General features: G+C 43.4%; 15 protein-coding genes. 8 read left to right on the top strand and 7 right to left on the bottom strand.

Annotated elements, in window-relative coordinates; translation table 11 throughout:
• Positions 1 to 222: 222 nt before the first annotated feature.
• Both L1D15_RS01360 and L1D15_RS01365 read right to left on the bottom strand, forming a co-directional pair.
• Positions 223 to 696 carry a GNAT family N-acetyltransferase gene (locus tag L1D15_RS01360; RefSeq protein WP_239874423.1) on the bottom strand — a complete coding sequence of 158 codons (474 nt, stop codon included), beginning with the start codon at positions 694 to 696 and terminating at the stop codon, positions 223 to 225.
• Positions 697 to 1,161: 465 nt separating this feature from the next.
• Complete coding sequence (locus tag L1D15_RS01365) at positions 1,162 to 2,250, bottom strand: alpha/beta hydrolase (RefSeq protein ID WP_239874424.1); 1,089 nt, start codon at positions 2,248 to 2,250, stop codon at positions 1,162 to 1,164.
• Between the two features lie 733 nt (positions 2,251 to 2,983).
• Here L1D15_RS01365 and L1D15_RS01370 point away from each other — a divergent pair.
• Positions 2,984 to 3,259 carry a hypothetical protein gene (locus L1D15_RS01370; RefSeq protein WP_239863704.1) on the top strand — a complete coding sequence of 92 codons (276 nt, stop codon included), beginning with the start codon at positions 2,984 to 2,986 and terminating at the stop codon, positions 3,257 to 3,259.
• Positions 3,260 to 3,439: 180 nt separating this feature from the next.
• Here L1D15_RS01370 and gcvP read toward each other — a convergent pair whose 3' ends face one another.
• The 3 genes from gcvP to L1D15_RS01385 form a co-directional block, all read right to left on the bottom strand.
• Entirely contained in the window at positions 3,440 to 6,304 is a 2,865-nt protein-coding gene (gene gcvP, locus L1D15_RS01375; RefSeq protein ID WP_239874425.1) for an aminomethyl-transferring glycine dehydrogenase, read from the bottom strand.
• A gap of 119 nt (positions 6,305 to 6,423) precedes the next feature.
• Positions 6,424 to 6,804 carry a glycine cleavage system protein GcvH gene (gcvH, locus tag L1D15_RS01380; RefSeq protein WP_006961445.1) on the bottom strand — a complete coding sequence of 127 codons (381 nt, stop codon included), beginning with the start codon at positions 6,802 to 6,804 and terminating at the stop codon, positions 6,424 to 6,426.
• Positions 6,805 to 6,840: 36 nt separating this feature from the next.
• Positions 6,841 to 8,136: a serine hydroxymethyltransferase gene (locus L1D15_RS01385; RefSeq protein WP_239863708.1), complete on the bottom strand. Its 1,296-nt coding sequence runs from the start codon at positions 8,134 to 8,136 to the stop codon at positions 6,841 to 6,843.
• 382 nt (positions 8,137 to 8,518) lie between these two features.
• Here L1D15_RS01385 and L1D15_RS01390 point away from each other — a divergent pair, with 382 nt between their 5' ends.
• The 5 genes from L1D15_RS01390 to L1D15_RS01410 all read left to right on the top strand — a co-directional run bounded on the left by L1D15_RS01390 (position 8,519) and on the right by L1D15_RS01410 (position 13,485).
• Positions 8,519 to 9,142, top strand: coding sequence for an XRE family transcriptional regulator (locus L1D15_RS01390; protein WP_239874426.1), 624 nt, complete (start codon positions 8,519 to 8,521; stop codon positions 9,140 to 9,142).
• Positions 9,143 to 9,400: 258 nt separating this feature from the next.
• Positions 9,401 to 10,519, top strand: a complete 1,119-nt coding sequence (gcvT, locus tag L1D15_RS01395) for a glycine cleavage system aminomethyltransferase GcvT (protein ID WP_239874427.1) — start codon at positions 9,401 to 9,403, stop codon at positions 10,517 to 10,519.
• Positions 10,520 to 10,628: 109 nt separating this feature from the next.
• Positions 10,629 to 11,585, top strand: coding sequence for a serine protease (locus L1D15_RS01400; RefSeq protein WP_239874428.1), 957 nt, complete (start codon positions 10,629 to 10,631; stop codon positions 11,583 to 11,585).
• Positions 11,586 to 11,651: 66 nt separating this feature from the next.
• Positions 11,652 to 12,647: a trypsin-like serine protease gene (locus L1D15_RS01405; RefSeq protein WP_239874429.1), complete on the top strand. Its 996-nt coding sequence runs from the start codon at positions 11,652 to 11,654 to the stop codon at positions 12,645 to 12,647.
• A gap of 169 nt (positions 12,648 to 12,816) precedes the next feature.
• Entirely contained in the window at positions 12,817 to 13,485 is a 669-nt protein-coding gene (locus L1D15_RS01410; protein WP_239835471.1) for a LuxR C-terminal-related transcriptional regulator, read from the top strand.
• A 46-nt stretch (positions 13,486 to 13,531) separates the two neighbouring features.
• Here the strand turns inward: L1D15_RS01410 and nadE are convergent, their stop codons facing one another.
• A complete protein-coding gene (nadE, locus tag L1D15_RS01415) occupies positions 13,532 to 14,359 on the bottom strand; it encodes an ammonia-dependent NAD(+) synthetase (protein ID WP_239874430.1) in 828 nt (275 codons plus the stop codon).
• Positions 14,360 to 14,469: 110 nt separating this feature from the next.
• Here nadE and L1D15_RS01420 point away from each other — a divergent pair, with 110 nt between their 5' ends.
• A complete protein-coding gene (locus L1D15_RS01420; RefSeq protein ID WP_239835469.1) occupies positions 14,470 to 14,982 on the top strand; it encodes a nicotinate-nicotinamide nucleotide adenylyltransferase in 513 nt (170 codons plus the stop codon).
• 31 nt (positions 14,983 to 15,013) lie between these two features.
• Complete coding sequence (locus L1D15_RS01425; protein WP_239874431.1) at positions 15,014 to 15,502, top strand: hypothetical protein; 489 nt, start codon at positions 15,014 to 15,016, stop codon at positions 15,500 to 15,502.
• Between the two features lie 20 nt (positions 15,503 to 15,522).
• Here the strand turns inward: L1D15_RS01425 and L1D15_RS01430 are convergent, their stop codons facing one another.
• On the bottom strand, positions 15,523 to 17,382 hold the full coding sequence (locus L1D15_RS01430) for a GGDEF domain-containing phosphodiesterase (protein WP_239874432.1): 1,860 nt from the start codon (positions 17,380 to 17,382) through the stop codon (positions 15,523 to 15,525).
• Positions 17,383 to 17,489: the final 107 nt, after the last annotated feature.

Consider the following 17,489-nt stretch of genomic DNA (forward strand, 5'->3'; position numbering starts at 1 on the left):
ATGAAACTATTTGGGCTCCACCGCTATTTTTAAAACTTATTTAGCGGTTGGGAGAGCAATTATCGATCCCGTATTCAGGTAGCCGGTTTGCGGGCCGAAGGAAAAAGTTATAGGCACCCCCACGTGCCTGCTAGGGGGTAGCCAGTAGGCGCATATGAAAAACCACCGGCTATGCSGGTGGATACTTTTACCTGCTAATTAATAATGTAATATAAATTTAAATTAGTTATTGAAACTAAAAATTAATTCAATTTCGTCATCAAGCCTTCTGCCTGTCGGGGTAAAGCCAAGCTTTTGATAAACAGAGAGCGCATTACCTTCTTCTTTATCCATTGTGGTCAGGGACACTCCTTGTAAACCGATAATTGAAGCATATCGCTTACTGAAGTTAATCGCTTGATTTCCCAATCCCTTACCTTGAAAGCGATGGTCAATCATGACACGCCACACGTACAAGTGCTCTTTTTGAAAGTGATCATCGAACTTGTCGAGTAGTCTTGGATCGATAAGGGAGATGAGCCCTGCCGGCTTTTGGTCTAAATAAATGGCGTAGCTGATACAGCTGTCGTTGAAACTTGCCTGCGCAAGCCACTCTGCGTTGCTAGCAATGAGATGTTTTTGAGATTCTTCCACCGTGAGATCAATTATATCATCGATGATGTTGCCGTTTACTTTTAAAAAGCTAGCGTTATTCATGGTTATTTTCCTCGGATAGGTATTTATCTAAAGCTATTTACGCAATATAAAGATCTTGATAGGCAATTCCTGAGCTATAAAAAGTAATATCTTTTTTCCTTTCTTTAATCGAAGTTTGCTACCGAACTGATTGGGTTCTTTATCTGTAGCATGCCGGAGCTCACCAATCGTTTTTGACCGAGATAAATGATCACAATAGAGGGTGACGTTCTCAAATCATGATGGTGGAAGCTCCTGTTTTCCTATTTAATCTGTTTCCATTGTAGAAATATGAGCTCCATATTTTACTCACAACTTCTCTTGTGAGGACTTGCTCTTCGCCCTTCTTAGCTCTGCGCTAATTGGTTAGGGTAAGTCTGATTTCTACCAACAATCAGTACGCTAGAGAAGTCCTAACTTTTTAAATGGTAAGCGTTTAATATTTGGCTTTATGACCCGTGCCAAATAACGCGAGTACCGATGAATCTACTCAATATGGGTGATGAAACTATATTTGTCTGAGTCAGATTTGGTCATCCAATGTTCGCCACTTGCCGGTGCAGAATCCAAAGTGAAAATATAGAAATCAATACCTTTTTCTCCCAGCGTTTGCTTAAAGTAAGTTGCTTGTTTACGATGACTTTCGTTAGTGTAAGGGAAATCTTTGGCTGTTTTATTGCCCTCACCCCAGCTATGCACACCGATTTGCTTATTTAACTCAATGGCCTTAGTGTTGTCTGCTCGTTGTAACACTCGTGGATTACCCGCTGCGAATAGATCTGTGCCGCCAGAAAACACAGAACCCACTGGAGTAACGATTGTGGCCATATTATTTCTATTTATCATGAGACCAGTGTACATGTTGATATCATCATCAGCACTACCACCGATATGATTATTAAATTTCAAAGTCATCTCAAAACCTTGATATAGCTTAACGATATCGAAAAGTTGTGAATAAGTTGTCGCGCCAAGAGTAGATCTAATACGCTCAACAGTGCCTGTGTCCTGAAGTACATCACGATAAAATGCGTTGAAGGCAAAGGATGTAGTGATCGTTACCTTGTTTCCATTTTTGGTGTTATTCAGAATGGTAGACCCGAGGGTAGTAACGTATTGAATCCCTTCATTGTGATATTCAAGTGTCACTTGTTTTTTAGTATTCGTCGTTGTTTTAATTAACGTTGTATCATTTCCAATTGAGCGTTGAGCCGCACCACAATCAAAAAAATCAATAAAATTACCCTCACTATAAATTGCACAGTCACCAAATCCAGCATCAGGAAGGTATAGATCCACACTTTGACCTAAGCTATCCGCAATCTTAACGACTTTTTGCACACCACTGATATCTTCCGCAAACAAGATGGTTTTATATTGAACACCATCATAATCAAGCTTTATGGCTTCTTGTTGGAGCTCTTGTTGCTCTTTTAACAACTCTTCAAGTTTAGCTGATGAAAATACGTAATCAGCCTTGGGCTTCACTTGAGCTTTGGTTGTCTCTTTACCTGAATTACATCCAACTAAGAGAATAAAAGGTAACGCAAATAATATATTTCGAAAGTGGTTCATGTCGTTTTCCCAAAAATTTAAGAGAGGAAAACTCTATTATTTGTCTATTAAATTATCTGTCCTGAGAATGTAAGAGTTTGTATGTGTTTTTGGTCATTATCTTTTTTTCTGATTAAACTCATATCAGAATTGAATTCGTTGACTAGATTGAAAAGTATTTGATTGTTAATTTCAGTCACTTATCACGAAGATACTTAGCTCAATATGCAATATTGAATAACTAAAAAAAGACTTACTTACGTAGCTTCGTATAAGTTAAAAGTACTACAAGGGTATAATCTTAATGTTGACTGTAAGCAATGACGACTTGATTATTTCGGTGGTTTAGAAACAGAGACTGATGGCTGTGTAACCAAACCAAGAGTGACCATGGTTAGAGGATATCTGTGCTCAATACAATACAACCGTAAGGGCTTGTCAGAGCCAGCCTTAAAGGGTGAGGTATTTATCATTATTATCTAGTAAGGGAATTATTAGCTATGTAACAATTAGTCTTACAAACTCATACAGTAATTACAAAACAGCTCTGGAATAATGCTCCACATTGATAGGGATACTGTTTCCTTATGAATTTATTTAGTCTAGATAATTATGCCTCTGTCGTAGATGTTTTGTCATTACAGCTAAAATTAAATATTAGCAAAGTAAACCTTTAAACGTTAATTCACACGTTGTTGGCAGTTGGAACCATAGACTTACTATCTTAACTCTCCATTATCCTTAAGGTATTTTTATGAAAAAGTTATTGTGTGTCTTAGGCATTGTATCTCTAGCAGGTTGTTCAGGTATTACTCATAACGATGAAGTTTACACAGCGCACGCTGAAAGCTTCAATATTGTCGGTTTCCAAGTTCCTGGTAACACTCAAGATCGTGCAATGGAATTAGTACCAGAAGACGCTACGGTTGAAACAATTCACTCAACAAATTCTGATACAAGCTCTGTTATGGGTATCATCAACCGTATTATTGGCATCGATTACGTACAAGTAAGCGGTAAGAAGCAGTAATTCGCCATAGTTGCGTACCTTAACCGCTAGCCTGTACAAACTAAGCACATATCAGCCAGTGACATCGTCGCTGGTTTTTTTGTATAGAGACCCTCAGCCTAGCTGAGTTTTTTCTCTATACAAAAAACCACCGGCTATGCCGGTGGATACTTTTACTTTTATCTGTACAGGAGCAATAACTTAGTCTTCGTAGTTCTCGATGCTAGGACAAGAACAGATTAGGTTACGGTCACCGTATACGTTGTCTACACGGTTAACGGTAGGCCAGTATTTCCAAGACTTAGTGGCAGGTGAAGGGAAACAGCCAAGCTCACGCGAGTATGGGCGATCCCATTCTGTAGCAGACAGATCAACTTGAGTATGCGGTGCATTAACCAGAGGGTTATTCTCTAGTGGCCATTCGCCATTCTTCACTTTGTTCATTTCTTCACGAATGGCGATCATCGCGTCACAGAAGCGGTCGATCTCTTCTAAATCTTCGGATTCTGTTGGCTCAACCATTAGCGTACCTGCAACAGGGAACGACATAGTTGGTGCGTGGAAGCCGTAGTCCATTAGACGCTTCGCGATATCTTCTTCGCTGATACCTGTTTCTTCTTTAAGCGGACGAATATCAATAATACATTCGTGTGCTACGCGGCCGTTCGTACCACGGTAAAGAACAGGGTAGTGAGGGCGTAAGCGCTCCATCATGTAGTTCGCGTTCAGAATCGCAACTTTAGTTGCATCTGTAAGGCCAGCTTCACCCATCATGGCGATGTAAGCCCAAGAGATAGGTAGAATAGAAGCACTGCCTAGGTCTGCCGCAGAGACTGCAAAGTCTTCGCCTTCAACACCGTTTTCGATGTGGCCAGGAAGGAATGGCGCTAGGTGTGATTTCACACCGATAGGGCCCATACCCGGACCACCACCACCGTGTGGGATACAGAAGGTTTTGTGAAGGTTTAAGTGAGAAACGTCAGAGCCAATGAAGCCTGGAGACGTCAAGCCAACCTGTGCGTTCATGTTTGCGCCGTCTAGGTAAACCTGACCGCCAGCCGCATGGACCATTTCACACACTTCTTTCACTTGCTCTTCGTATACACCGTGCGTAGAAGGATAAGTGATCATAATGCTAGACAGGTTGTCTTTGTGCTTCTCGATCTTAGCGGCAAGATCTGCCATATCAATGTTACCGTTGTCATCACATTTCACTACGACCACTTTCATTGAGACCATAGAGGCTGTCGCAGGGTTAGTACCGTGCGCTGAGCTTGGGATCAAACAAACGTTACGGTGACCTTCACCGCGGCTGTCATGGTAGCGTTGAATCGCGATGAGACCTGCGTACTCACCAGACGCACCTGAGTTCGGCTGTAGGGAGAAATCGTCGTAGCCTGTGATTTCACACAGCTTCTCTTTCAAGTCTTTCGCTAGAGCTGAGTAGCCCGCTGCTTGTTCGATTGGTGCGAATGGGTGAATTGAGCCAAATTCAGGCCAAGTCACAGGGATCATCTCAGCCGCGGCATTCAGCTTCATAGTACAGCTGCCCAGCGGAATCATACCGTGCGTCAGCGAGAAGTCTTTGTTCTCAAGCTGTTTCAGGTAACGCATCATCTGCGTTTCGCTGTGATGCGTATTGAACACTGGGTGAGTTAGGTATTCTGAAGTACGACGAAGCGCTTCAGGAATTGCTGCGAACTCGTTGCCTGCGATTTCAGAAGAAAGCGCGTTGATTTCTTCTTTTACGCCGAATACGGCAAATAGCGCTTCGATGTCGCCTGTTGTCGTTGTCTCATCGAAGCTCACACCTAGCTTGCCGTCTAGCTTGCGTAGGTTGATGTCTGCTGCTTGTGCTTTCGCGTACAGCTCTTCTGTCTTACCAGCAGTGTTGATAGTAATGGTATCGAAGAAGCTGTTGTGCGCGAGCTCATAGCCTGACTTAGTCAGACCAGCTGCAAGAATAGCTGTCATGTGGTGAGTACGACGAGCAATAGTACGTAGACCTTCTGCGCCGTGGTATACCGCGTAGAATGACGCCATGTTTGCCAGTAGCGCCTGAGCCGTACAGATGTTTGATGTCGCTTTCTCACGGCGGATGTGCTGCTCACGAGTCTGCATGGCCATACGTAGCGCTTGGTTGCCTTTTGTATCGATAGATACACCGATAACACGACCAGGCATGGTACGTTTGTGCTTGTCACGTGTCGCCATAAAGGCTGCGTGTGGACCACCGTAACCCATAGGCACGCCGAAACGTTGAGCGGAGCCGATGACAACGTCTGCACCCATTTCGCCTGCTGGCTTCAATAGTGCTGAAGCAAGTAGGTCAGTGGCGACGGCAACCAGTGTTTTGTTGGCTTGTGCTTTGGCGATGATGTCCGTCAGGTCGCGGACTTCACCCGTAGTACCTGGGTACTGTACCAGTGCACCGAAGACATCTTGTTCCGGAAGTGACTCAAGGGAGCCGATGAGTACGTCAAAGCCAATGTATTTGGCGCGAGTCTTAACTACCTCTAGCGTTTGCGGGTGAACATCATCTGCGACGAAGAAAACGTTGCTCTTGCTCTTACCGGCACGCTTACATAGTGTCATAGCTTCAGCAGCAGCAGTTGCTTCATCAAGAAGAGACGCGTTAGCGATATCCATTCCCGTCAAGTCCATCACCATTTGCTGATAGTTCAGCAGTGCTTCTAAACGGCCTTGAGAAATTTCTGGTTGGTAAGGGGTATAAGCTGTGTACCAGCCTGGGTTTTCCAATACGTTACGTAGAATCACGTTTGGCGTAAAGGTGTTGTAGTAACCCTGACCTATGAATGTACGTTTAATTTGGTTTTGATCTGCGAATTCACGCATCGCAGCCAGCATGTCTGCTTCGCTCAATGCTTCAGCCATTGTCATTGGCTGTTCTAGGCGAATTTGAGCTGGTACGGTTTCGTCGATCAGTGCGTCAAGACTGGCAACATTGATCGCATCCAACATTTTTTGTTGGTCAGATTTATTTGGGCCGTTGTGGCGAGCAACGAACTCATTTTGTGTGCTGAGGCTTTGAAGTAATTCAGTCATTGTCCTTTACCTACTCCATCATTCGGGTATCGGATATCATTACTGATATAAATAATTATACGTCCGAACTTTGAAAAAAAGCTGCCTCCCGTTCGGGGGCAGCTTTAAACTCGTCCTAATTACTCGTCTTCGATCGAGTTTAGGTACTCTTCTGCGCTTTTCAGATTGTCTAGCTCTGATGCGTCTGACATCTTCACTTTAACAATCCAACCGCCTTCGAAAGGTTCTTCGTTGATTAGCTCTGGGCTATCTTCTAACTCTTCGTTGATTTCTAGAATCTCACCAGTGATTGGCGCGTAGATATCTGAAGCTGCTTTTACAGATTCAACCAAAGAGAAGCTATCACCCGCTTCGATCTCTGCTTCAACTTCAGGTAGGTCTACGAATACAACGTCACCTAGCATTTCTTGTGCATGCTCTGAAATACCGATAGTTACTGTGCCGTCACCGTTGTCACGTACCCACTCGTGGCTATCTGCAAACTTCAGTGTGTTGTCCATTGCTTAATCTCCAAAATATAACTTTGATTAAATTGTTTATTGGTAAAGTGGGTAGCGATTACACAGCGCTTTCACTTCTTTGCGAACGCGTTGTTCTACTTCTGCGTCACCTTCAGGGTTGTTCACCAATCCGTCCAGTACATCGCCAATCCAGTTACCGATGAGTTTGAATTCTTCAGCGCCAAAGCCGCGGCTTGTTCCCGCAGGCGTCCCCAAACGGATGCCCGATGTAATCATAGGCTTCTCTGAATCGAATGGGATGCCATTTTTGTTACATGTGATCCCCGCACGTTCCAACGCTTCCTCAGCCTTGTTACCTTTCAAGCCCTTAGGGCGAAGGTCCACCAGCATTAGGTGCGTGTCTGTTCCGCCAGTCACAATGTCACAACCGCGAGTTTGCAACACTTCAGCGAGAACTTTTGCGTTATTGATCACCGAATCAATATAAGTCTTGAACTCAGGGCCCAAAGCTTCACCGAAAGCGACGGCTTTAGCTGCGATAACGTGCATCAGTGGGCCACCTTGAAGGCCAGGGAATACCGCCGAGTTGATTTTCTTAATAATGTCTTCGTGGTTGGTCAGAATCATACCGCCGCGTGGGCCACGCAATGTTTTATGCGTTGTCGTTGTGACAACGTGTGCGTGTGGTAGTGGGCTAGGGTGAGCACCAGTTGCAATCAGACCTGCGATGTGCGCCATATCAACCATTAGAATCGCATCAACTTCATCAGCGATTTCACGGAATTTTGCGAAGTCGATAGTACGAGGAATAGCACTACCACCAGCGATGATCATTTTTGGTTTGTGCTCAAGGGCTAGAGCACGAACATCTTCGTAGTTGATTTCTAGTGATTCACGATCCACACCGTACTGAACGGCATTGAACCATTTACCAGAAAGAGCAGGGCGCGCACCGTGAGTTAGGTGGCCGCCAGCATCCAGAGACATGCCAAGGATAGTGTCGCCAGGTTGAAGCAGAGCAAGTTTAACTGCGCCGTTTGCTTGTGCACCTGAGTGAGGCTGAACGTTAGCAAAATCGCATTTGAACAGCTGTTTAGCACGTTCAATCGCAATGGCTTCTACGGTATCAACATGTTCACAACCGCCGTAGTAACGACGACCAGGATAGCCTTCTGCATATTTGTTGGTTAGGCAAGTGCCTTGAGCTTGCATCACTGCTTTAGAAACAATGTTTTCTGAAGCAATGAGCTCGATTTGTTCGTTCTGACGAGTGTTTTCCGCTTGGATACCTGCGAAAACCGCGTCGTCTGTAGCAGCAAGATTAGTCGAGAAAAAGTTCTCTAGGCTGTGATTTTGGTAAGTGTTGTTCATGGTAGATGACCTTCCATTCGTGCTAACGAGATTATTAATAGGGTTATCGTTCTCGTTAGTCCTCTTTCTGTTTACTGCCCTCAAGCACCGAAGACAGGGTGAATTCTATACCCCTAAGCGATGTGTCAAATCTCGGGGAAAAGCCGAATCTCACTGTTAAATCAATCTATCAGTCAGCTCGGAAATCGCATCTCTACAACTAACAAGTTGGTAACATAGCGGTTGTTACAAGAACAATCAACCAAAAATTTCCTATTGGAAACATGGTTTCTAAAATTGTTACCAAGAGCACGGTTTATTTCCTGTGCTCACCTTTCCACTCTGATGATGTTCGTGCACAATGAAAATGGAACAGGAAGTGGACGTTTAATAAGAGGGAAACATGCCCGAAGATATCTATGATGAGTACCCATCTTTGACATTGGCGAAAGAAGCTGCCGATCAAAATATCGAACCCCTAAAATTGGGCGAGAGAATCAAGGATATTCGTGGTAAGTTGGGGATTACTCTGGAAGAGGCAAGTCAACGTACTGGGCTGGCGCGTTCTACCTTGAGCAAGATTGAGAATGAGCAGATTTCTCCTACGTTTCAGGCGATGCAAAAATTGGCGATTGGATTGCAGATAGATATGCCTCAACTCTTTGAACCACCTAGAAAAAAGGTGGCAACAGGACGTAGGGATATCACTAAGAATAAGCAGGGAAAACCACACCCGACACCGACCTACGAACATGAGCTCTTGGCGACTCAGCTTTCCAATAAGAAAATGATGCCTTTTAAAAGCCAAGTTCATGCGCGAAACTTTGAAGAGTACGGTGATTGGGTACGTCATGACGGTGAAGAGTTTTTGCTGATTTTGTCCGGTTCAGTCATGTTCTATTCGGAGTTTTACGAACCGGTAGAATTGAGTGAAGGTGACAGTGTTTACTATGACGCGAATATGGGGCATATGCTGATCTCGACCAGCGAAAAAGACGCTAATATTTTGTGGGTGACTGCTAAATAATGCGATTTATAAAGAATTTCGTATAGTGAAAGCAAACGATTGCTTTTGTCGTTTATATAAGTACAATAGCGCCATTTCAGGCAGAGATAGCCTGAAATGGCGTTTTCTTTTTGGTGCGCCGAATGTGAATATGATGTTAAATGTCACACTTTAGACTGTTCCCCTGCTGTTAGTGGTGCAAAAATTCTCCGCTCGTGTTTATTATTGGAAACAAGGTTTCCTTGAACGGAAAACGAACCTGATTAAATGGAGACAACAATGACTCAAGATCTACTCAAAACACCACTTCATACGCTTCACGTAGAAGCTGGTGCGAAAATGGTTCCTTTCGCAGGCTATGACATGCCAGTCCAATACAAACTGGGTGTAAAGAAAGAGCACTTACATACTCGCGACGCAGCAGGGCTTTTTGATGTGTCTCACATGGGACAACTTCGTTTACACGGTGAAGGTGCTGCGGCATTTCTTGAGTCATTAGTTCCAGTTGACATCATTGACCTGCCACAAGGTAACCAGCGCTATGCTTTCTTTACTAATGAAGAAGGCGGCATCATGGATGACCTAATGGTGGCCAACTTAGGTGACCACCTATTTGTTGTGGTTAACGCAGCATGTAAAGAGCAAGACATCAATCATCTTGAAGCTCACTTACCTGCAGGTGTAGAACTAGAGATCATCGATGATCGCGCTTTGCTGGCTCTTCAAGGCCCTAAAGCAGTCGATGTGCTTAAGCGCTTCAACCCAGAAGTTGCCGAGATGCTATTTATGGATGTGAAGAAGTTAGACATCCTAGGTGTTGAGTGCATCGTTAGCCGCAGTGGCTACACAGGTGAAGACGGTTACGAAATCTCTGTGCCGAACACGCATGCAGAAGAACTTGCGCAGAAGCTAACAACGGAAGAAGAAGTGGAATGGATTGGCCTTGGTGCACGTGATTCACTTCGTCTAGAGTGTGGTCTGTGCCTATACGGACACGACCTTGATACAACGACGACACCTGTAGAAGCAAGCCTTCTTTGGGGTATTCAGAAAATTCGTCGTACAGATGGCGAGCGCGCTGGTGGTTTCCCTGGTGCGGATATCATCCTTAAACAGATTGAAACTAAAGACGTATCACGTAAGCGTGTAGGCCTAGTCGGCCAGACGAAAGCGCCTGTACGTGAAGGTGCTGAGCTGTTTGACGCTGATGACAACAAAGTCGGTATTGTGACAAGCGGCACAGCAGGCCCAAGTGCTGGAAAGCCGGTTTCAATGGCTTACGTTCGCGCAGATCTTGCAACTATTGGCACTGAGCTGTTTGCAGATGTTCGTGGTAAGAAACTGCCTATGACGATTGAAAAAATGCCATTTGTTCCACAACGCTATTACCGTGGGTGATAGTATTTTTGATTAATATGTTAATTTATGATGAACCTCTCTTTTTAGAGAGGTTTTTTTTATGCTTTTGTTGGGTAAAATCTAGCGCTTGATATTTAGGATAAGTAGTATGAAAAAAATACCTTTGTTAGTCGGTTTAGCCGCCACATTCCAAGCTTATGCTGCGGATGTGACTCCATATATTGTTAATGGTACCGATATCAGCGCGACCAAATATCCCTCTTTTGTTAGCCTTTTTTATGACAGACTAAATTATGATGGAGTTTACAGCACCAGTCCCTACTGTGGAGCAACACTTCTAGATAGTTCACATGTACTTACTGCCGCTCATTGCGTGTATGGCAGTGAAGAGGCTCAGCTTTTTACCTCAGTTGTTCCCCAGTTACAGTATGAAACAGATTTTCCATATTCTGTTATAGCAAGAGTGATGGTCAGTGAATATTACTATCCAGATGACTATAATGATGACACTCTTGCGAATGATATTGCGATTTTAAAATTATCATCTCCAATTACTGCGGTTAGTGACTATGTTCAACTCGCAGTTAATGCCGATGAAGTGAGCTATCGAGTTACTCCATCGGTTGATTTCTACGCTGTTGGACATGGAAATACACAACAAAATATAGATTGGGCTAATTCGCTTCAAGAAACACAACTCAGTTTTATAGAGAACTCGGATTGTCAGGTTTATAGCAATGCTGATACTTCTAATAATTTGTGTATGACTGGAGCAGCTACATCTTTGGGGTTAGATAATGCGACCTGTCAAGGCGACTCCGGGGGCCCTCTTTATTGGAATAATAAACAAGTTGGAATTACTAGTTTTGGTCCAACAACTTGTGGAGACACCAGCATAGAACCAAATTCGGTATTCACAGAAGTCACTCACCATTCCAGCTGGATACAGTCCGTTCTAGATGGGAATGAACTTCCTAAAGCAACTGCGACGGATGCAAAGCGAAATTCATTTCTTAACCCTAGTTCTAGCGGCGGTGGCTCTCTTGGCTTCCTATCTTTCTTATTTATCGGGGCAACTCTATTTAGAAGAAAACTAACAAGTTAGAATCCAGCCCGTTGCCCTTTCGTAAGCTAAACTTAAAGTTGATGGTTGCGAAAGGGAGACGGGAAGATGAAAAAGCCAATTTGGTTCCTTAGCCTGATACTGGTTAGCTCCCGATTACTGGCGATGGAAATTTCGCCTTACATCGTGAATGGCAGTAACGCGGACATTACTAATTACCCTTCTTTTGCCAGCCTGTTTTATCGCAACGGCAACACCTACAGTACGTCGAGTTATTGTGGTGCCACTATGCTTAATAGCCAGTTTGTCTTAACTGCTGCTCATTGTATTTATGACAATGAAAGTACTATGTTGTATACCGTGGTGGTCCCCCAATTGGAGGATGAATCGAACTTCTTGTCCACTCAGCAGGCCAAAGCAGAAGAATTTTATTATCCGGATGATTATATTGATTCAAGTTCTGAGCTTTGGCCTAATGACATTGCCATTATTAAACTTGAGACGCCACTTTCCGTATCTAATTACACCTCTCTCCTCAACACTTCGATCAATAACAGTTTCCCCAGCCCCGCAGATTACAAAGCAATTGGTCATGGATACATTGAAGGTAATGTCGCAGGTGGGACTCAACTTTTGGAAACCTCTTTGGAATATATCTCTCTGAGTAGTTGTCAATCTGAGTATGGTAGTAAGCTGACGGACAAGCAGATCTGTTTTGGTGGTCCTGAATCTGGAGGTTATCAAAACTCCACTTGTAGTGGTGATTCGGGGGGCCCTGTCTATTGGTATAATGGGAGCCAGTACATACAGGTTGGTATCACCAGTTTTGGCCCGAGTTTATGTGGTAACACGGCATTCAATGTGACTTCGGTATTCACGGATGTCTATGACTATACTGGCTGGATCAATAGTGTTATGAATGGGCAGGTTACACCCAAGTATTACGTCACCACAATCAATGGTAACCGTGTCTTGAATAGTAATGTCGATAACAGTGTGAGTGCTCGCTCTGATGGTGGTAGCGGTGGAGCCGTTAACTTTGCTGTATGGCTGATAATCGCAGTGTTCGCATTGAGAGGGAGGCGTTTCAACCAGCTTAATTAGGCATAATTGAGATTTAAATAAGTATCATAAATGAGAAAACACTATAATTATTTGAAACCTCCGCCTCAAATAGTGCGCGTGAGCATCTATTAATGATTTGTCGTGTTGACTATTTATAACTAAAAGATAATTTTAAATTACATAATAAGTTGAGCCGGAGAGTTCGCAGATGGCAAATCAATGTACTCACGAGATAACCTTTCTTTCAGATATAAGCATGCAATCCAAATTGTTTAAAGACTCTTTAGAGCAAGGCATTCAATTAAATGTATCGATTGTTCCAATTGAAGAGCTTGAAGCATGTGAAGGCAAGACATCTATCCTAGGCGATTACATTCTGTTTGACTACCACTACCTGAACGATGAGAAGTTTGATGGTTACAGTCAGATCCGCTCATTAAGCACTAAGAATCCGAAAGAAATCGTAATTAACTGTCCGAAAGATGTCCCCTCGACCCAGCTATTCAAATGGCGAAATTTAGTGGGTGTTTTTTATATTGATGATGATCTTTCTTTGCTACTCAGGGGCATGGAAAAGATTATGAAAGACGAAATGTGGCTATCACGAAAAGTTGCTCAAGATTATATCGAGCATTTTCGCTGTGCAAATAGTGTTACCACATCACAAGCTTATGCCAATCTTACCAAACGAGAAAAAGAGATCATGCGCTTGCTTGGACATGGAGCTTCCAATCTCCAAATCGCTGACGAGTTGTTCGTGAGTGAGAATACGGTGAAAACGCACTTACACAATATTTTTAAGAAAATAAATGCTAAGAACCGCCTTCAGGCACTGCTGTGGGCCAATAATAATGTGGCACTAGAAGAAAGAGTGTAGAGTTTTCTGGCGTGAGTAAAACGGGAGCTTTGAGCTCCCGTTTTGGTTAGTCGTATATGGTAGGGATCGGTTGACGCTTATGCTGAGTTGCTTGATAAATCGCGACAAGCTTATCTGAGACATCTTGAGAGACAGGCTTGCCTTCCAAAAAGTCGTCAATTTGGTCGTAGCTTAAGTTCAGCGCATCTTCATCCGCTTTTTGTGGGTCAAGCTCTTCCAAATCAGCGGTGGGCGTTTTCTTCACCAGTAGTTCAGGTGCTCCTAGCGTCGCAGCAACTTCACGGACTTGACGCTTGCTCAAACCAAACAATGGTGCCAGATCGCAAGCCCCATCGCCAAATTTGGTATAGAAGCCAGTAATGTTCTCTGCTGAGTGGTCTGTGCCTAGTACCAAGCCACCCACATAACCAGCAATTTCATATTGAGCGACCATTCGAGCTCGCGCTTTTACGTTGCCTTTGACGAAATCGATCTTGGAGGCTTGTGTTGGAAGAAGGTTGGTGTGTGCAAGCGCCTCATGAGAGGCTGCGTGTAAACCATCAACGCCTGATTTGATGTTTACAGAAACCGATTGTGAGGGTTGAATGAACTGCAAGGCGATTTGTGCTTCATCTTCGTCTTTTTGCTCTCCGTAAGGGAGGCGTACAGCAATAAATTGATACCCACCTTCTGTTTCTTCATTCAGTTCATTAATGGCGATCTGAGCTAGGCGACCACATGTTGTCGAATCGACACCACCACTGATACCAAGAACTAATGCTTTGCAACCTGCTTCCTGCAATTTGCGCTTAATAAATTCAACACGACGCGAGATTTCGAATTGAGGGTCGATTGACGGCAATACGCGCATCTCGTCGCGGATGAGCTGTTCCATGATGTTTCCTTCCTGCAAGCAATGATTTTAAGAAAATGATGGTAGTATCATACCTAAATGAACAAATTAGAAAACTGTGAACAATGAATTCACATTTATCAGGAAAGAAAATGAACAAAATCGCTGTATTCGGTAGTGCTTTTAACCCGCCCAGCCTTGGACACAAGAGTGTTATTGAATCACTCACTCATTTTGATCGTGTGCTTTTGATTCCTAGCATTTCACATGCTTGGGGAAAAGAGATGCTTGATTACAAAGCTCGGTGCGAGCTAGTTGATGTATTTATTGAAGATCTACAGTCGAGTAACGTCGAACGAAGCGGCGTAGAGGAAGTGCTCTATAAACCAGAGCAGAGCGTGACAACCTTTGCTGTGTTAACGGAACTACAGCGTCAGTTCCCTGAATGTGCCATCACCTTTGTTATCGGGCCGGATAACCTATTTAATTTTGCTAAATTTTATAAAGCAGATGAAATATTGAGTCGATGGTCAGTCATGGCATGTCCTGAAACGGTGAAAGTGCGTAGTACGGACATAAGAAGGGCTTTGAGCGATAAGAAAGACATTCACTCACTTGTGACACCAAAAGTTTACCAATTATTGGTCGAAAGAGAGTATTATTAAGAGAATGGTGTACTAATTATTTTGGTGGTGAATGAAAGGGCCTTTACTGATATTTCTGATGGGGTTGGTTTCTTATGCTGCGGATGGATGTGAGCTGTATAGTACTGACTATCAATCGGATTCGGTGTTGTTTCATTCTCAGCAAGGCGTCTGCTTCTCGTTACTCGATGGTATTCAATACACGGCAGATAAGTTAGATGCTTTTGAACAATGGGTGTCGGAAGAGTCTTCGGCTGATTATTCCTCTTATTGGGATGATTGGGTTCTACAAACTGAGACCAGCCCTATTTTAAGCCAAAGCCTTGCTTCTAACTATATCGGAATCGGGGTCTGGATGCCGTCTGAATTGGAAGAGCAAGTCCATGTGTCCGAAACTGAAGATTGGATTATGAGTCATGGGTTACAACTAAGCCTTGGCTTCGGTGAAAAGAAACTTGGTGAGCCAAGGTTACGCTTGGACTATCGCTGGCATGATGACTATGAACGTGATGTTATTATGCAGCTTGAGCTTCCCTTCTGACGCCTTCCACTTACTACTTTTTATGATTTGAACATATTTACTACCGCAGGCTGCTCACTGGGTACTGAATGTTTAGCTTGTGCTTTAATGATGGCCTTTGGTTTTTCTGGACGTGAGTAGTAATAACCTTGTATTTGGCTACAACCCATATCGTGCAACTTATCTAACGCTTCTTTGTTTTCCACCCCTTCGGCGACCAGATCGACCTTGAGCTGTTTTGCCAGCTGAATGATGAGCCAGACGACACGTTCAGAGGTTTCATTACTTAGCATGTTGCGAATGAAAGTAGCGTCGATTTTGATGCAGTCAATTGGGTAGTTGTGAATATAATTAAGGCTTGAGTATCCAGTACCAAAGTCATCCAAAGCGACGGTGAAACCAAGCAAACGTAGTTGCTCAAGTATGAATTTTACTTCATTGGTTTGTGACAGTAGTACAGTTTCAGTCAGCTCAATCGTGAACTCTTCAGGCTTAAAGCCGTGTTTACTTACTGTTGAAGTGAGATGTTCCAAGTAGCGATTAGTATCATTGAGTTCATGGGCGGAGCAGTTGATACCTAGTTTGACTTTATAGCCTAGCCCTTGCTCGAGCTCTTTTTTTGCTTGGCAAGCAAGGTCGATAATACGCTCTCCCAACTCTATAATGAGCCCTGACTGTTCGGCAGCTTCAATGAATTCTAATGGAGAAATCATTCCTAATTCACTGCTCTCCCATCTGGCTAGAATTTCAAAATAATCCCAATGACTATGATTACGGCGCACAATCGGTTGTGCTAAGACATAAATTTCACATGGGTTTAGGTTCGCTGGTGATAGTTCGTTACGTAACGCGTCAATCACCATAGTTCGTCGGTAGTATTGTGCACTTAAGTGGGTGTCATAGCATTGAACCTGAGAGTTCCTCGATTGTTTGCAATCTTTTAACGCTAAACTGGCGTTGAGAATTAATTGGTCAGCAGTCAGCCTCTTATCCGTTCTGCGTGCAATACCTATATTGACACTGACTTTAATGTTGTGGGCAGGGTCTTTGTACCCCGGCTCTAGCTTACTGAGAATGTTTCTGCATACTTCAAGTGGATCGCCGCTGTAAGTGATAAATGCGAATTCATCACCAGCAATTCTAAAGGCAAGTTGTTTGTCGTGTATCGATGACTCGATAGCATGGGCGACAAACTTAATGACCTGATCGCCAACGTAATTACCATATAAATCATTGATGGATTTAAAGCTGTCGATATCGACGTAAGCGAGTGTGAATGAATCACTGCTGGTTTCTGATAATCTTTCCAATTTGTCTGACAAGAAGCTTCTATTGAGTAAGCCTGTAAGGTTGTCATGCGAGACTTCATAACTTAGTTGATTAACCAAGCTTTCAGATCGGGCGGAAAGCCACTTCGCTCTCAAACTGTGCACGATGACGTGCGCAAAAAGAGTGTGGTAGTAAATGAGCTCTTTGCTGGTTTCAATAGGAGCCTTGAATGTAGAAAGCAATACACCGAGTACATCACCTGAACGTGTCCTCAAAGGCACACCGAGATAGGCTTGTAACTGGTGGTCTCGGATATACACATCTTCAGGGAAGTCTTGCTCCACATTACTGGCATATAGGACATAATCGAGCTCGGATTTACTGACATGGGCACAAGGGGTGCCCTGTAGAGAATATGAGGTCGGTTTATTCAGAGTTTGATTACATGCATAGGACAAGGTATGCGCATTAAAATTGAATTTATCAATTTCAATGATACAAGTGCAAAAGGATTCAAAATGTTTGTTTAGGGCAAGGGTGACCTGATCCAGCAGCGCTGAACCATCGAGCTGGAGCGTTTTATTCACCACATCTAAATCAATAGATGCGGGTTTTCCTTGTAACCTAGCCATTTAATTAACCTACCTTATCGTGATTGAAATCACTTATTTGTTGGTATTGGTTCAATTAAAATATGGTACATGTCTCATAATAATTCAAATCAATAAAATCTTTTTGG

Origin of the sequence: Vibrio sp. Isolate25 (assembly GCF_022398025.1) — a bacterium.
Taxonomy (GTDB): Bacteria; Pseudomonadota; Gammaproteobacteria; order Enterobacterales; family Vibrionaceae; genus Vibrio; species Vibrio coralliilyticus_A.

Coding starts and splice junctions, on each gene's coding strand:
- L1D15_RS01405 (WP_239874429.1), top strand. CDS start 11,652: ATGAAAAAGCCAATTTGGTTCCTTAGCCTGATACTGGTTAGCTCCCGA.
- L1D15_RS01370 (WP_239863704.1), top strand. CDS start 2,984: ATGAAAAAGTTATTGTGTGTCTTAGGCATTGTATCTCTAGCAGGTTGT.
- L1D15_RS01420 (WP_239835469.1), top strand. CDS start 14,470: ATGAACAAAATCGCTGTATTCGGTAGTGCTTTTAACCCGCCCAGCCTT.
- L1D15_RS01400 (WP_239874428.1), top strand. CDS start 10,629: ATGAAAAAAATACCTTTGTTAGTCGGTTTAGCCGCCACATTCCAAGCT.
- L1D15_RS01390 (WP_239874426.1), top strand. CDS start 8,519: ATGCCCGAAGATATCTATGATGAGTACCCATCTTTGACATTGGCGAAA.
- L1D15_RS01425 (WP_239874431.1), top strand. CDS start 15,014: ATGAAAGGGCCTTTACTGATATTTCTGATGGGGTTGGTTTCTTATGCT.
- L1D15_RS01385 (WP_239863708.1), bottom strand. CDS start 8,136: ATGAACAACACTTACCAAAATCACAGCCTAGAGAACTTTTTCTCGACT.
- L1D15_RS01360 (WP_239874423.1), bottom strand. CDS start 696: ATGAATAACGCTAGCTTTTTAAAAGTAAACGGCAACATCATCGATGAT.
- gcvT (WP_239874427.1), top strand. CDS start 9,401: ATGACTCAAGATCTACTCAAAACACCACTTCATACGCTTCACGTAGAA.
- gcvP (WP_239874425.1), bottom strand. CDS start 6,304: ATGACTGAATTACTTCAAAGCCTCAGCACACAAAATGAGTTCGTTGCT.
- nadE (WP_239874430.1), bottom strand. CDS start 14,359: ATGGAACAGCTCATCCGCGACGAGATGCGCGTATTGCCGTCAATCGAC.
- L1D15_RS01365 (WP_239874424.1), bottom strand. CDS start 2,250: ATGAACCACTTTCGAAATATATTATTTGCGTTACCTTTTATTCTCTTA.
- L1D15_RS01410 (WP_239835471.1), top strand. CDS start 12,817: ATGGCAAATCAATGTACTCACGAGATAACCTTTCTTTCAGATATAAGC.
- L1D15_RS01430 (WP_239874432.1), bottom strand. CDS start 17,382: ATGGCTAGGTTACAAGGAAAACCCGCATCTATTGATTTAGATGTGGTG.
- gcvH (WP_006961445.1), bottom strand. CDS start 6,804: ATGGACAACACACTGAAGTTTGCAGATAGCCACGAGTGGGTACGTGAC.